Below are 14,970 nucleotides of genomic sequence, written 5' to 3'. Positions count from 1 at the left end.
GTACTACGAACTAAAATTTTAAATGGTGGGTGGCTGCGACGTCGCTGGCGAGTTCGTAACCAGCATCCATGTGTCGGAAGACGCCCATGGCTGGGTCATTGAAGAGCACCCGGCGAAGGCATCTTTCTGCTCTTTCGGTGCCATCGGCCAATACCACCATGCCAGCATGCTGGGAGTAGCCCATGCCCACACCACCACCATGATGGAATGACACCCAGGTGGCACCGCCGGCTGTATTCCCCATGAGATTAAGTAACGGCCAATCGGAAACGGCATCGGATCCGTCGAGCATGCCTTCCGTTTCCCTGTTGGGCGATGCCACAGAGCCGCAGTCGAGGTGGTCACGGCCAATGACGATCGGAGCCTTTACTTTGCCTGTTTTCACCAGGTCGTTAAAGATCAGACCGGCCTTTTCCCGCTCTCCCATGCCCAGCCAACAAATACGGCAAGGCAGACCTTGAAAGGCTATTTTTTCTCTGGCTTGTTGCAACCAATTGATGAGGTGAGTGTTTTCTGGAAAAGCGTCCATTAGGGCCCTATCGGTAGTGTAAATATCTTCAGGATCACCAGAAAGGGCAGCCCAGCGAAAAGGGCCTTTGCCTTCACAAAACAGCGGGCGAATGTAAGCCGGGACAAAACCGGGGAAATCGAAGGCGTTGGCCTCACCTCCCTGCCGGGCAAACTCCCGAAGGTTGTTGCCATAGTCAAATACCTGGCTTCCACGTTTCTTCATTTCGAGCATAAAGCCAACGTGGCGAGCCATGCTTTTCAATGATCGCTCCTTGTATTTGACGGGATTTTTCATTCGCAGAATCTCCGCATCAGTCAGCGATAGCCCATTCGGTACATAGCCAAAGACAGGGTCGTGTGCAGATGTCTGGTCAGTCAATACATCAGGCGTGATATTGTCTTTCAAAAGTCTTTCCAGCACATCGCCAATGTCTCCCACCAAACCGACCGAAATGTTCTCCTTCTTTTCTTTGGCGTCCAGCACCCATTTCACCGCCTCGTTATAAGAGTCGGTCATTTTATCAATGTACCGGGTGTGCAGGCGTTTCCTAATTCTTTCGGGGTCAATATCGACGCCCAAAAACGTGGCGCCGGCCATGGTCGCTGCCAGCGGTTGAGCACCGCCCATTCCTCCAAGGCCACCTGAAACCAGCAGTTTCCCCTTGAGGCTGCCACCAAAATGCTGCTTGCCACATTCCACAAAGGTTTCGTAGGTTCCCTGAAGGATGCCCTGAGAACCTATATAAATCCAGCTACCAGCTGTCATCTGGCCGTACATCATCAGTCCCCGCTCCTTCAGCTCCTGAAAATGCTCCCAGTTGGCCCAGGCCGGCACCAGATTGCTGTTAGCTATGAGCACTCTTGGAGCTTCTGGATGCGTTCGAAGCACGCCGACTGGCTTTCCTGATTGAATAAGCAGGCTATGCTCGTCATCCAACTGCAAAAGCATCTCAATGATTTTCCTGGCTGACTCCACATTTCTGGCTGCCTGACCAGTGCCGCCGTATACTACCAGCTCAGCTGGATTTTCAGCCACTTCAGCATCGAGGTTGTTGAGGAACATCCGTAATGGTGCTTCAGTCTGCCACGACCTGGCGTTCAGGGTTGATCCAGTGGGCGCTTTGTAGGTTGGGTGGCTAGCGTAAGTATTGAGAAAGGCTGAAAGATTCATTTTTTGCTATCGATTTGGCTGCTATTAGTGTTAGAAAAAGCAACTACAAAAATTTATCAGTGAAAGTTGCCGGTGTTACTATCTGAATATTTTGATACGGATGAAGAATCAGGAGGTCGTTGTCTCCAGTAATGATAAAATCTGCTTCGGCGGTTGCTGCAAGTGCCAAAACGATGTCGTCATCGGGGTCTCTGCACACTTGAACATGATTTATCACTTCAAGTCTGGTTGCTTTGGATGTATAACTAGCGACAAGCTGTTGGGCCCGTTCGGAGTCAATATATTTCTGCAACCGTGGCAAGGTCAGCTTTTCGTTCACCTCATCCAGAATTTCATCGCAGGTAAATAAATGATGCCCGGTCAGTAGCGCTTCGACCATAAGGTTAATGGCAGACCCCTTACCGAATACCCAGCTTATCAGCACATTTGTGTCCAAAACAACCTTCAAGCCCGGGGAAGTTTGACTCCGGCATTCAGGTCCTCGAGAAAAGATTCGTCGAGCCTGGTAAGTTTAGCAATAAGAGGAATCTTGAACCCCTTTTCCAACAAAGTTATAGCCATGACTGTCTGATCTCCTCCCGTCGGATACAATGTATCTTCGATCAACTTATTGACCTGTCTTTTTTCATCTTCTGAGAGATCGCTAAGCCTGGAAGCAAGATCATCAGGCAGTGATAATATAATGTCCTTCATGGTTACCTTCTTTTCTTATTTACAATTTAACGTTTCTCCTCAACAAAGTAATCTATTTAAGAGTAAAGCGGCCACCCAGTTGCCCTCCAATATCAATATGGTTTTCCAAAGCTACCTCGTTGGCGAGTTGGACTAGTTCCCCCGATGCAACTATCTCCCTTGCTACAGCGATGTCATCGCCAAATATCCTGTCTTCCTCTGCGTGGTCTATTTTTTGTCGCACCAGCTCATGACAGGCGTCCAGGATCACCCCCGACCTCATCGGCTTGCGGTAGTCGAAAGCTTGTGCGGCACACACCAGCTCTACGGCCAGTATATTCTCCAGGTTATCCAGCACTGTATTCAGCTTTCTGCCACTGATTGAGCCCATACTCACGTGGTCTTCCTGACCCAGCGATGTTGGAATGCTGTCGGCGCTGGCAGGGAAACAAAGACTTTTGTTTTCGCTTACCAGGGCGGCAGAGGTATATTGGGGAATCATAAAGCCAGAATTGATACCGGTATTGCGCATCAGCAGCTTCGGCAGACCTTCAATATCCCCTTCTAACAATTGGTACGTACGTCTGTCTGAAATACTACCAATTTCGGCAGAAGCCAGCGTGGCGTAGTCTAACGGCATGGCCAGCAACTGCCCATGGAAGTTACCTCCGCTGATGGTTTTCTCTGCGCTAAAGATGACGGGATTATCGGTGACGCTGTTGATTTCTATTTCGGTTAGCTCTTTCAAATGGAGCCATGCATTGCGGGAAGCACCATGTACCTGAGGCATACAGCGGAAGCTGTATGGATCCTGCACCCTACCACAGTCGGCATGTGAAGCGACCATCTCGGAGTTTTGCAGCATTATCCTCAACCTGTGGGCCACATGCATTGAACCCTGAAAAGCCCGGAGCTGGTGCAGTGCCGGATCGAATGGGCTGGCTGAACCCAGCACTCCTTCGAGGCTCATGGCACCTATGATGTCGGCAGTTTCAAGAAGGTTGTGTAACCTATGCAGCCCCAAAACAGCGAACGAAGCAATAAACTGCGTGCCATTGATAAGTGCGAGGCCTTCTTTTGCGCCAAGCTCAATAGGGTTAATGCCCTCTTTTTGGAAGATAGCCCCTGTTTCAACCCAATTGTTTCCGTCCCACACCTTGCCAAGCCCTATTAGCGGAAGGAACATGTGCGCCAGCGGTGCCAAATCACCGGATGCACCTACTGAGCCTTGCGACGGAACGTAGGGTAAGTATCCGGTTGTGAGGTGCCAGATCATGCGTTCCAATACCTCCACAGAAATACCTGAATAGCCCTGGCTCAAGGACTGTAGCTTGGTGATGAGCATCAGCCGCACAATGTCCAAAGGAACAGGTGCCCCTACCCCCACACTGTGGCTGCGTAGTATATTGTCCTGTAACTTTCGGGTGTCGCCGGCGGCTATCTGGGTATTGCACAAAGGTCCAAAGCCGGTGTTGATGCCATAAACAACTTTATTGCTTTCTACAATTTGGTCGACATGGCTTCGACTTTGCTCAATCTTTTCTCTGGCGGCTCGGGTGATCTCAACACCAACCTCCTGCTGGCAAACCCTCATGAGAAGACCGACAGATAGCCGGTCTTCTCCAGGGTGAAAATTCACTGACGTGGGCATAATTTGGGTTAAAGTTGCCTATCCGGAACGAACTGACCCCTAGACCTATGAAAATCTATCAGCTCTAACCGATGTAAGCATTTCTCAAATCTAGTCACTACCTTTAATTACTAAAAATACCTTTTATATCAACAACTAATGCCTATAAGTAATCAGATAGAGCTTCGTCATTTTAAGTATTTTCTGGAAGTGGCAGAGGAGCTTCATTTCAGGAAAGCGGCCGAAAAGCTGTTTATCACCCAGCCAGGGCTCAGTCGTCAGATACAGCAGCTGGAAGAAGAGCTGGACGTAAAGCTGTTTGTCAGAAACAAGAGGAACGTAGCATTGACGGCTCCTGGAAAATACCTTCAACAAGAGCTCAAGGGTGTTATCAATAACCTCGATTTCATTGTCAAGCAGCTAAAGATGATTGAGGCCGGGGACGACGGTGAGGTGCGGATTGGCTTTGTTGGGTCGGCTATGCAAAGAGTCATTCCGAAAGTATTGCTGGAGATTAACAAGCAGTACCCTTCGATACATACCACACTGACAGAAATGGCTAACCAGGAACAACTGGAAGGGCTTATGCACGACAAACTGGATATTGGATTTGTGAGACTAGAGCACGCACAGCAGGAAATGCAATTGGTGACGGTTTTTGAGGATACTTTTTCGCTGGTGCTCCCTCAGGATCACCCAATGAATGAAGACAACTTTGTGGATTTGCATCAGCTAAAGGAAGAAAACTTTATCCTGTTTTCGAGCGACTATAGCGTCGACTATTTTAACCAGTTCATGAACATATTTGAAGCCAGTGGCTTTCGTCCGAAGGTTTCACATCGCTCTGTGCACGCCAGTACAATCTTCAGGCTGGTGGAAAATAACCTTGGGATTGCCATAGTGCCGACTACTCTTAAAGAAGGCTTCAGCCTGAAGGTGAAGTTTATCGAGTTGAAAAATGGAAAGCAAACGGCCCGGTTGTCGGCGATGTGGAAAAGGGAGAATGAGAATCCGGCGTTGAGGAAGTTTTTGGAGGTGATGTTGGGGGAACACCGGTAACCACTTGTCTTTTTAATTGAGATGCCTCGCTTCCCGGCCTGGAAGGACAGGCATGACGTTCCTAAATGGCAATCAATGAAATTTCCAGCGCAAGGTTGAAACCCAGCGCTAAAAAAATAGAATTGATGGAGATTGGATGGCTTGGAACGCAACGAAAATGCGTCGGGTTGAAACCCAACGCTAAAGAAAATCGCCCCGATGGGGCTTTGAAGTGCCCAAACCAATTACCTTTTTTTGATGCGTGGTTACCAGCCTGGAAGGACAGGGATGATATCCTTAAATCGCAATCAATCGAAGTTCCAGCTTTCCCTCTCGGCTTCGATCTCGGCGACTCGGTCTGCGTATGCTCTTTCGAAGGCTTTGTATTCTTCTGACGGCAAGAGATCAAGGAGTTGGATTACACCATTTTCAGCATAGTTTTGGAAACCCATATCGAGGGCCAGCCAAATGTATTTCCTGATCACTTCCGGGTTGTAGGGATTGGCCTCTATGGTAGCCACAAGCACGTCGTAAGCCGCTTCGTCGTCTTTCATTTCCTGTAGAAAATTGGCGGCGGCCATTGCCAGGGTTGCGTTGAAAGGATTATTGACAATAGCTTCCTTTAAAGCAGTTGCATTGTTCACCTTCACAGCCTGCGCAGCATTTACCCACACCCGGCCATACTTTGGAGGCAGGCTATTGATCAAATCAGTGCTGTCCAGTTTTGACAGCCCACCCTCTTTGATCGCCAGTTCCAATTCCAAAATTGTCATTTCGGGTTGTGCCCAGTCGTTTAGCAATGGATTGTCTATCAGCTGCTGTGCGGCTTGTGCGTCTCCGGCGTTGAAATAAGCCTGTGCGAGACAAACCAAGGCCGCCTTCTTCATGCTTTCACTTTCGAAAGCGACAAGGAGGTCATCTTGCTGCGTTTCATTCAGTCGCCGTCCAAACCAACGAAGGTACTGGTATCGTTGTTGGTCAGTGGTCAGATCGCTCAAGTCTTTGGTCTCCGACAACTTGAGCATAGATTCAGCGAGCGTTGACGTGCCTTCATGGGTTTCAAGTAAAATCCATTTCAAAGTGGTCTGCTCCCAGTTTCCTGCCTCAGACAAGGCAATCGCCTGGTTGATATCAGCATCGGGGTAGTTTTCAGCCGAGGCACTTTCAAAATACTCAGCTGCTTTCATTGCTGCTCCCTGATCAAGCGCCATCACGCTCATTAAATGGAAGCAATAGCCCCTGTAGGTGGGAAACCCTTGCTGCACCCGGTTGAGGATTTGAATGGCTTGGGAAGCCTTGCCTTCGTAGTAAAGATGCAACGCATGTGCAATGGACAACGGGCCATAAAACCCCGCATTCGAAGAAGCACCAACCATTGCAGACAGTCTGTCGGTCAGTGTTCCCCCGGTCTGCCCAAGATCTACCAAGGCACTGTTGTAAACGAAAGGGAAAGTGAAGCCGGATAGCGTTGAGTCGGGTAGAAAAGGCTCCACAACTTCCGGGAGTTGCTTCGTGCCGTTTTTAGCCATAGTGGCCAACGCATTGGTCAGGAATCCAAAAGGTAGCTTGTCCTTCACTACCTCTTCTATTTCATTGGCACCGATTCGCTGGCCAGCCTTGAACGACACATATCCAAGATTGGCGTTGGCGGCACGGCGGGAAAATTCTTCTCCGAGGCCCTGCTGCAAATAAAATGCTGCAGAGTCGAGAATATTGGTTGAAGAATAAAGCACGCCCAGGTTGTTGCCAATGTATCCATCAGAAGGAAATTTGCTTTTCCCTTTCTGCAAAGCGAAAATGCCTTTAAAGAATTGGTCGGTATTTTGATATTGGTTGCTCAGGTTGACAAAAGCGTGAGGGGACGGGTTTTTGGCAGCTGCCAGCTCAAATCTATACAAGGCTTCCCCCAGCTTTTCTTTGCTGTTGGCGATGAAGCCTAGCTGATAGTTAGATTTATGGTTTTGGTAACCATACAACGCCCCCTGAAGATAGTACTGTTCGCTCAGCAACTGCTCATTTCTTACTTTGTACAAATCGCCCAATGAGTTGTAGTACCCTGCAATTGACTGATTGAGGGCGACACGATTGGACAGCAAAAACAAAGCGGTCACTGCGATGGTACCCGCCAGGCGGTAAGTTGGATATGGCAAGGCCCCCTCTTTGAATACCACCCTGTAAACTGCCAGGTTGCGCATGAGGGGAGTGACAAAATTGACGATAATGTACAGGAGAAACATGACTCCAAACCCAAGTTGACTGAAAAGAATGGCATCCTCGAACGCCTCCAGCACAGGGTCGTTGCCCTGCAACAGTTGGTAGCCAATGGTGGTGAAGCTAATGCCGCACAGCGCAATGTAGAAAACAGCAGCGATGGGATAAAAAGGAGCTGTGCCTTCGTACCTGGCCTCTCTGGCTTTCAAACCCCAAAGCCCTAAGACGGCTGCAAGGCCGAGCATCAGAAATTCGTTAAGATAGAGAATGTCCCACGTGAGATAGCGGGCATTGTGTGCATAGGCCAAGCCCACATTGACGAGGTAGAATATACTGAACGTGAAAAAGTGCACCCAGTTTTTTGAGCCCGCCTGCGCCTTGCCGCTGGTGATCATTCGCAAGATGAAATAGACAACCTCGTGACCTACCAACAAAGCAAACACAACGACAATAATTACAGGGGCCGTGAAATTGTACTGAGCGAGCGTATAAAAAGGTTGGTCAATTTGGGAGCCAAAGTATATGACGCCTGCAAGGAGTATGAATGCTCCTGCAAATGCAAAAAACCTTTTGACCAGAGGAATATGGCTTTTGAAGGCATGGAAATAGTAACTCAGCGGCAGAAAAAGCAATATTCCAATTGCCAGAGGCTTGTAGTCGTACCAACCGAAAAGGAGTAGCTGCTCCAGGCGCATCGAAATCAGCAGGGCTATGAAAACCACAGAGGCCACCATGTACCAAAACCTGGGGAGGTAAGTAGAAACGGCCAACAGAAGGCTGTAAAAAAGAGAGATAAGACCAAGATAAACGACACCGGCCCACGGGCGGATGATCCAGGTACTGCCCTCGAAATGCTGCTTGACCAGGTATACATCTGCTGGTATTTCCAGATCGAAAAGGCCAACTGAAACACGATCCAACGCAAGTTTGACAGTCTCTGTTTCGGAGGTGAGGTACCAGTCAAGCACAAGGTGATGGCCAGCGATTTCGAAACCCAAAACGGTTAGAATGAGAAGGCAGGCGATGGCTGCCATGGCAACAAAAAGCCGCCTGAGTTCGAAAGGCCACTCCTTCCAGAAAGCCCAGCTTTCGTTCATATTATTCGATTACCTTAGGTACGATGAAGAACTTGTCGTCGTGCTGAGGGGCATTGGCAAGACCTTCCTCCCGTGGAAGCTCTTCCGTTACTTTGTCCTCTCTGAAGGCGTTCAATTCATAAGACATGCTTACCAGGGGATCCACATCCTTTGTGTCCAGCTCGTTGAGCTTTTCCACCCAGGTCAGGATTTCGCTCAGACTGTTGAGCATTTCCTTTTCGTTGGAAGGATCCAACTCAAGCCTGGCCAGGTGGGCCAGTTTGTGTAAAGTGTCTTTATCTATCTTCATGTAGTTTCTTTTGCAAATTCCTCAGGAAAACGACTCCTGAGTTCTTCATCTATCACCTTAAAACACTCATCCTTCAGTTCGTTCACCCTGTCGATTGTCATTCCTTTGGTGTCGATGGGCTCATGAAGCACAATTTTAGGGCGTTTGAAACGAATGACAAAACGATTATCGTCGGGTAAAATTATCCAATTGTATGGAATGGTCACTGGAACAATAGGAATTTGTTTCTCAATGGCCATGCGAAAGGCACCATCCTTGAATGGCGTCATCTTCGGCGAATGCAACACTTTGATACCTCCTTCAGGGAAAATGATCACAGATTTTCCTTCGTCCAAAGCAATGGCAGCTCTTTTGTACACCTCTGCCCTGCTTCTGGCCCTCTCTCTGTCGACCATGATGTGTAACTTCCTAAACATAAACCCGAACAGCGGCACTTTGGCAATGCTGCTTTTGCCTACGAAAACGCAAGGCGAATGCACAAAGCCCATCACGGGTATGTCGAGGTAGGAAAAATGGTTGGAGCAGAAGATATAATTTTGGCGGCCGTCCCGTTTGAAGCGCCATTCCTCACCAATAGGCAGGCCAATAAGGAAGAAATACACAATCGCCCACCAGTAGTTTACTTTTAGCACCACTCTGGATGTCGGCGGGTAATAGATGCCCAGCAGAAACCACGGGAAAAGAATCAAAAACGTAATAGAAAATACCAGCAGGGCGTATCCTACATACAGCCGGTTGAAGAATAGCTTCATGGGGTAAAAGTAGGGGAAATTTTAGAAAGCCCATGCCCTGAATACATCGCAACACGCTGGCTCCACTTCGCTACGATATAGCCATGTAAACGACCATATCGGTAGCGACGAAGCGGTGAACTAAACAGGCATTACTTTCTCTTTCTTACCCGAAGCAATTGACTTATAGATCGCTTCTACGACCAGCAAGTCCTTCAATCCTTCGTAACCATTTACCGGCGACTCCTTTCCCTCTTTCACACAGCGGCTGAAGTCGTCCATTTGCAGGGCCTGGTGGACAGTGTGGGGAATGTCCATTTCGCCTTTGTTAGTTTTGCCTTTGATGGGGCCATAACCAAAAGCAGGGCGCAGTTCAGCCCAGCCTTTTTCGTAAGCCACATAAAGCCTTTCAGTCGATGCGGCGTAGGTGGTAGTGCAGGTCGCCACGGCACCGCTGGGAAATTCCATTTGCCAGGTTATCGTTTCGTCTACCTCTTTGAACTTCACAGGATCGGTTTTGTACTCCTGCGCAGTAACAGCAATGGGCTGCTCACCAGTGGAATAGCGAGCACCGTTTATGCAGTATACGCCTACGTCGTACATGGCCCCACCACCGGCCAGGGCCTTCTTCAGTCGCCATTGGGTAGGGTCGCCTATCTTAAAGCCATCGGCAGCCTCCACCAACTTCACCGCTCCAAAGTCTTTTTCTCTTGCCAGGCGCATGATTTCCTGCGTATGCGGCTCTGAATGCAGGCGGTAACCAATGGCGAGCTTCACCTTCGCCTTGTCGCAGGCAGCGATCATTTCCCGGCATTCGGCGGGGTTAAGTGCCATGGGCTTCTCGCAAATCACATGCTTGCCAGCTTTGGCAGCACGAATGGTGTATTCCTTGTGCATGCTGTTGGGCAGCACCACATAAATGATATCAATATCAGGGTTGTCCTTGATCTTGTCGAACGTGTCGTAGCTGTAAACATTCTTGTCGGCAATATTGTATTTCTCTTTCCATTCCGGAATTTTAGACGGCGTGCCGGTAACGATGCCAGCCAGGTAGCAGTCGTCCGTTTTCTCCAAAGCAGGTGCCAGCAGGTTTTTGGCATAGTAACCAAGCCCAACCAGGGCGATCCCAAGTTTCTTTCCCTGCTTTCTGCGAGGGAAGGAGGACACAGAAGCCAAAGCAGTGGCAGATGGAAAAGTGAGCAGAGAAGCTCCTAGTGCTGCACCGGCACCGAGTTTCATTGTATCTAAAAATTTACGGCGTGAGTAGGTAGACATTGACTATTAGTTTTTTTGAACAATCAAGATAGTGAGAATATCAGGTTTTAGGCAACGATGTTGTGTAATAGGCAACAAAAAACCCCGCCAGCGGCAGGGTCTTTCGTAATGATCACGGTTGTTGTGGACTATCTTTCGATAATCAGTCTTTGTTTAATCCTCTTTCCGGTTGATAATTCCAGCTCCACGATAACCACGCCAGGCACAAGGTGCGACAGATCGATACTTTCCCGTGTTCGATAATTGTTCACCGTCAGCACCCTGTTACCCGACAGGTCATATAAGCGCACAGCTTTTATGGTAGTAGCATTGAATGTAATAGCGTGGCTGGCAGGGTTAGGGTAGGCAATGATCCCCTGGTCAAAAAAGTCGTCACCCAATCCGGTTTCCAGTGCGATAGTTACCTGTGCGGTAGCTTCGCAGCCATTTGCGTCTTTCACTGTGATGGTGTAATCACCTGGTGTTAGGTCAAATAAATTGCTTTCCTGAAAGTCGGTGCCATTGCTGGAGTAGCTGTAGGGTGAGGTTCCTCCTTCGGCGGTAGCTGCCACCGCACCACCTGTTTCACTTAGTGAAAGTGATAATACCGAAGGAGAAGAAATAACCGCAGTCGTTTCCACTGTGCATCCTGACCCATTTTTAACAGTGAAAGCGTAGTCACCCGCCGCCAGTCCGTCGAATGCCGTAGCCTCCTGAAAGCTTTCGCCATCGATGCTGTAGGTATAAGAAGCATTTTCAGGGCCAGTAACCTGCAAGCTTACCGAACCGTCAGTCAGGCTAGAGCAGGTGACATCGGCGGCAGTTGCCTGCACGGAAAATCCATTCGGTGCTGTGATGGCCACAGCTACTTCTACTAGGCAGCCATTAGCATCTTTTACCGCTACTGCGTAGTCGCCAGTGGCAAGTCCAGAAAAACTGTTGCTTTCCTGAAAATCGGCCCCATCGATGCTGTAGCTGTAAGGTGCTGTTCCACCCGTAGCTGTGATGCCGATGCTTCCATCGGTTAACACAGCGCATGTTGGCGAGGTGGATACTACCATGGCAATCAAAGCCATTGGTTCTGTGATGATAGCCTCAGCATTTACTGTGCAGCCATTGGCATCTTTTACTGCTACTGTGTAGTCACCAGCGGCAAATCCAGAGAAACCACTGCTTTCCTGAAAATCGGCCCCATTGATGCTGTAGCTGTATGGTGCTGTTCCACCCGTAGCCGTAATGTCGATGCTTCCATTGGTTAGGCTAGCGCATGTTGACGAGCTGGATACTACCGTGGCAATCAAAGCCATTGGTTCTGTGATGATAGCCTCAGTATTTACGGTGCAGCCATTGGCATCCTTTACGGTAAAGGAATAGGTGCCTGCTACCAATCCAAAAAATTCGTTGGCTGCTGCAAAACTCGTCCCATCCGTGCTGTACTGATAAGGGGCCTTACCCCCCGTAACTGAAATATTAGCTGAGCCAGTTGAGGTACCCTGGCAAGTGACATTTGTTTTGACAACAGATATCAAAAGGGCATCAGGCTCTTCAATTACTGCTGTTGGTGTTGCTGTGCAGCCATTGGCGTCCTTTACCGTAACAGTATAGTTGCTGGCCCCAAGGCTCGAAAAGACTTCTTCGGATTGAAAGCTTGTTCCATCCAGGCTGTAACTGTAGGGCGCTGTACCACCCGAAGCGGTGATGGTTATGGTACCATTGGCTCCATCCTTACAAGAAACCTCCGCTGTGGCAACAGTCGCTTCAAGCTGAGCTGGTTCGGCTATGAGAAATTGTACACTGTTCTCGCATTGTTTGTCGTCTGTGACTGTGGCAGTGTACGAACCGGGTGCCAGGTTTTCAAACTGTGAGGAAACTTGAAAATTAGTACCATCAAGACTGAACTGATAATTGCTACCAGTCGGGTCAGGCAAAATATTGACAGATCCATTATTAGAACCAGCGCAAGTTGAGTTAATCACAGTTGTCGCCAGTGTAAATAAATCCGGATCATTTACTTTCACCACAGTTGATACCTGACAATCGTTAGCGTCTATTATGTAGACCGTGTAGTCACCTGCTGCCAGGCCATTAAATACATTAGAGGCTTGAAAATTAACGCCATCAAGGCTAAACTGGAATGGGCCGACACCTCCAGAAAGGTTCGCCTCAAGTGCTCCATCGCTGCCTCCACAAGTGGTCGTCGAGCTGGCAACTGGACTGACAACTATCTCATTCGGTTGGAGGATTGTCCAATCCTCCTGAGATACGCACCCGGTGCCGTCCTTGATATAAATAGTGGTGACACCAGCGCTCAACCCGGTAAACAGTGCTGAACTTTGGTAGTTGACCCCGTCCTTGCTAAACTCAAAGGGGCCTCCATTACCTCCAGACACGGCTGTAATGTTTATTTCCCCATTAGATCCACCATAACATGAAACGTTCGTTGACGACCCAACAATGGTAATGGCCGGCGGTTGGCTCAAAGTAATTCCTGCTATCGTAGCCACGCAGCCGTTGGCATCTTTGGCATATACCGTATAAGTGCCAGCGTCAAGGTTTGTGATCGTCGCAGCCGACTGATAATTGACGCCATCAACAGAGTAAGAATAGTTGGGCGTGCCGCCAGATGCTGCTACAGTGATGATTCCATCTTTGCCCAAATAACAAGCTAGGTCAGTTCCTGAAGCTGATACATTCAGTGGGGTACCCGGTTCAAAAAGAAACACATTTTTCGTAACAGTGCACCCTATCGCATCTCTGATGACCACACTATAAGAACCATCAGCCAAACCTGAGAATTCGTTATTGCTACCAAAGGCTCCACCGTCAAAACTAAATTCATAAGGAGGGGTACCGCCAGAGGCGGCGAAAGTCGCTGATCCGTCGCTGGATCCAAAACAGTTTGGGTCCTGATATGACACTATTGAGCCAACCAATTGCGAAGCCGCCACGCTAAAATCAAGGGTAACAAGAGAATCCAGGCCATTCTGAGCGACAAAGGACTCTATGTAGATGCCATTTGTGCTCAGCGTTTGTGAGCCGAAAGTATAGGTGTCATTGAAGCAGATGGTTTGAGCTTTATCAACTTCATAGCGATACTCGTAGAGGTAAGACTTCCCTATTCCTGAGTTTATATAGCTATCGCCAGCAATGAGTGAGTTACCGTCGATAGCCACACTCACACCAAAAGCAGCAGAAAGTGTTTCAGGAGCTGCCAGTTCTTGCACAAGAGTAGCAGCAGTTGTTCCAAGCTCATAAATATAAACCCGCCCTGAACCTTCATAACTGGGCGATCCAACCGCTATTCTATCGCCATCTAATGATATTGAGTTTCCAAACTGGTATGCATCGGAGATGCCTGGAAGTACAAGGTAGGATGGAAGGATGGCACCATTGGCAGTAAAATCTGCACCCCAGCCTGTAGTTGGCCTATTAAAAATATATACTTGAGAATATTTTTTTGCCCATACGGCGATCCTGTCACCGTCGGCCGCTATTTCCCACCCAAAATTATCGTTTACTTGTCGGTTAACATTCCTGATAACGGCATCCGCCGTCGTTTTACTTGACCAACCAGCCCCTTTTTCATAAATGAAGCCATTTCCCTGTTCGTTGCCACAACGTGGGCAGCCAAGCACAGCAAAATCATCAGCCAAGGCTACGGTATAGCCAAGCCTGTCATTGGAAAGAACACTATGCTGAAGAGTGGCGGCAAGACTTGCTGCGGACCAGCTGGCACTAGAAGCCTTGGAAAAGAGGTGCGCCCTTCCTGTGATCCCTTCGATTGGTGCCCCTACTAAAAGATCATCTCCCCTAAGATCGATTGAGAACCCAAACTCGCCTCCTCCACTTGGCATTGGCGAATTAATCTGAGTAAAACTTATAGCGCCACTCCAACCGGTTGCAGGTTTTTCAAAGACAAAAACGGCTCCAGTCTCAAAAGTTGTAATGTGACCAGGCGCTCCCACAGCCACAACATCTCCCTCTATATCGACAGAGTACCCAAATAAATCGGTAGATACGGGTGTAGGTAGTTGTAGTTGATTGATTTGGCTCCATGAGCCATTGGCCTTCTCATAAATGTATACAATTCCTCCAACTGATTCGTCCGGTGAGCCTACAATAGCGAGGTTACCGCTTATCGCAACTGATCTACCAAAAGATGCATCGGATATAGTTCCAGAAGGTTCTTCAAGTGTTGTATCAAGGCTCCAATCCTGAGCGATCACATTGAAAGTGAAGCATAGTTGGCTGATGATGAACAATAGGCGTTTCAATCTTATCATGATGCAATTTTTTATTAGCAAATTGCCATGATTGATCGGATAGTCTTAAAGTGTACTAACGAGCGTCAATGCTTGGTTGGTAAG

At 48.5% G+C, this 14,970-nt stretch carries 10 protein-coding genes; 1 reads left to right on the top strand and 9 read right to left on the bottom strand.

All coding sequences use genetic code 11. The annotated features are described in order from the left end of the window. Positions 1–10: 10 nt before the first annotated feature. Genes hutU through hutH form a run of 4 tightly spaced genes read right to left on the bottom strand, consistent with a single transcriptional unit; the run spans position 11 to position 4,004 of the window. Positions 11–1,681 (bottom strand): urocanate hydratase, encoded by a 1,671-nt coding sequence (gene hutU / locus RIG68_RS10385; protein WP_350121906.1) that lies wholly within the window; start codon positions 1,679–1,681, stop codon positions 11–13. A gap of 43 nt (positions 1,682–1,724) precedes the next feature. Beyond that, positions 1,725–2,129 carry a putative toxin-antitoxin system toxin component, PIN family gene (locus RIG68_RS10380; RefSeq protein WP_350121904.1) on the bottom strand — a complete coding sequence of 135 codons (405 nt, stop codon included), beginning with the start codon at positions 2,127–2,129 and terminating at the stop codon, positions 1,725–1,727. Continuing rightward, positions 2,126–2,374, bottom strand: coding sequence for a hypothetical protein (locus RIG68_RS10375; RefSeq protein WP_339813927.1), 249 nt, complete (start codon positions 2,372–2,374; stop codon positions 2,126–2,128). The genes RIG68_RS10380 and RIG68_RS10375 overlap by 4 nt, the downstream gene beginning before the upstream one ends. A 52-nt stretch (positions 2,375–2,426) precedes the next feature. Further along, entirely contained in the window at positions 2,427–4,004 is a 1,578-nt protein-coding gene (gene hutH / locus RIG68_RS10370) for a histidine ammonia-lyase (RefSeq protein WP_350121902.1), read from the bottom strand. A gap of 138 nt (positions 4,005–4,142) precedes the next feature. On the opposite strand from hutH, the gene RIG68_RS10365 reads away from it, so the two are divergent. Next, positions 4,143–5,042, top strand: a complete 900-nt coding sequence (locus tag RIG68_RS10365) for a LysR family transcriptional regulator (protein ID WP_350121900.1) — start codon at positions 4,143–4,145, stop codon at positions 5,040–5,042. A gap of 287 nt (positions 5,043–5,329) precedes the next feature. On the opposite strand, the gene RIG68_RS10360 is transcribed toward RIG68_RS10365, so the two are convergent. From RIG68_RS10360 to RIG68_RS10340, 5 genes are all read right to left on the bottom strand, one after another. After that, positions 5,330–8,329, bottom strand: coding sequence for a tetratricopeptide repeat protein (locus RIG68_RS10360; protein ID WP_350121898.1), 3,000 nt, complete (start codon positions 8,327–8,329; stop codon positions 5,330–5,332). 1 nt (position 8,330) lies between these two features. Beyond that, entirely contained in the window at positions 8,331–8,618 is a 288-nt protein-coding gene (gene gatC / locus RIG68_RS10355) for an Asp-tRNA(Asn)/Glu-tRNA(Gln) amidotransferase subunit GatC (RefSeq protein ID WP_339787149.1), read from the bottom strand. Next, positions 8,615–9,370, bottom strand: coding sequence for a lysophospholipid acyltransferase family protein (locus RIG68_RS10350; protein WP_350121896.1), 756 nt, complete (start codon positions 9,368–9,370; stop codon positions 8,615–8,617). The genes gatC and RIG68_RS10350 overlap by 4 nt, the downstream gene beginning before the upstream one ends. A gap of 120 nt (positions 9,371–9,490) precedes the next feature. Next, positions 9,491–10,624, bottom strand: a complete 1,134-nt coding sequence (locus tag RIG68_RS10345; RefSeq protein WP_350121894.1) for a Gfo/Idh/MocA family protein — start codon at positions 10,622–10,624, stop codon at positions 9,491–9,493. Positions 10,625–10,752: 128 nt separating this feature from the next. Then, positions 10,753–14,886 (bottom strand): T9SS type A sorting domain-containing protein, encoded by a 4,134-nt coding sequence (locus RIG68_RS10340; protein WP_350121892.1) that lies wholly within the window; start codon positions 14,884–14,886, stop codon positions 10,753–10,755. Between the last annotated feature and the right edge of the window lie 84 nt (positions 14,887–14,970).

It is taken from the genome of Imperialibacter sp. (assembly GCF_040222385.1).
In the GTDB taxonomy this organism is placed as follows: Bacteria; Bacteroidota; Bacteroidia; order Cytophagales; family Cyclobacteriaceae; genus Imperialibacter.
This window is presented reverse-complemented; position numbering and strand designations above follow the sequence as displayed.

What these genes read in the sequence shown, in the direction of transcription:
- hutU (WP_350121906.1), bottom strand. Translation starts at nt 1,681, where the DNA reads ATGAATCTTTCAGCCTTTCTCAATACTTACGCTAGCCACCCAACCTAC.
- RIG68_RS10375 (WP_339813927.1), bottom strand. Translation starts at nt 2,374, where the DNA reads ATGAAGGACATTATATTATCACTGCCTGATGATCTTGCTTCCAGGCTT.
- hutH (WP_350121902.1), bottom strand. Translation starts at nt 4,004, where the DNA reads ATGCCCACGTCAGTGAATTTTCACCCTGGAGAAGACCGGCTATCTGTC.
- RIG68_RS10365 (WP_350121900.1), top strand. Translation starts at nt 4,143, where the DNA reads ATGCCTATAAGTAATCAGATAGAGCTTCGTCATTTTAAGTATTTTCTG.
- RIG68_RS10360 (WP_350121898.1), bottom strand. Translation starts at nt 8,329, where the DNA reads ATGAACGAAAGCTGGGCTTTCTGGAAGGAGTGGCCTTTCGAACTCAGG.
- gatC (WP_339787149.1), bottom strand. Translation starts at nt 8,618, where the DNA reads ATGAAGATAGATAAAGACACTTTACACAAACTGGCCCACCTGGCCAGG.
- RIG68_RS10350 (WP_350121896.1), bottom strand. Translation starts at nt 9,370, where the DNA reads ATGAAGCTATTCTTCAACCGGCTGTATGTAGGATACGCCCTGCTGGTA.
- RIG68_RS10345 (WP_350121894.1), bottom strand. Translation starts at nt 10,624, where the DNA reads ATGTCTACCTACTCACGCCGTAAATTTTTAGATACAATGAAACTCGGT.
- RIG68_RS10340 (WP_350121892.1), bottom strand. Translation starts at nt 14,886, where the DNA reads ATGATAAGATTGAAACGCCTATTGTTCATCATCAGCCAACTATGCTTC.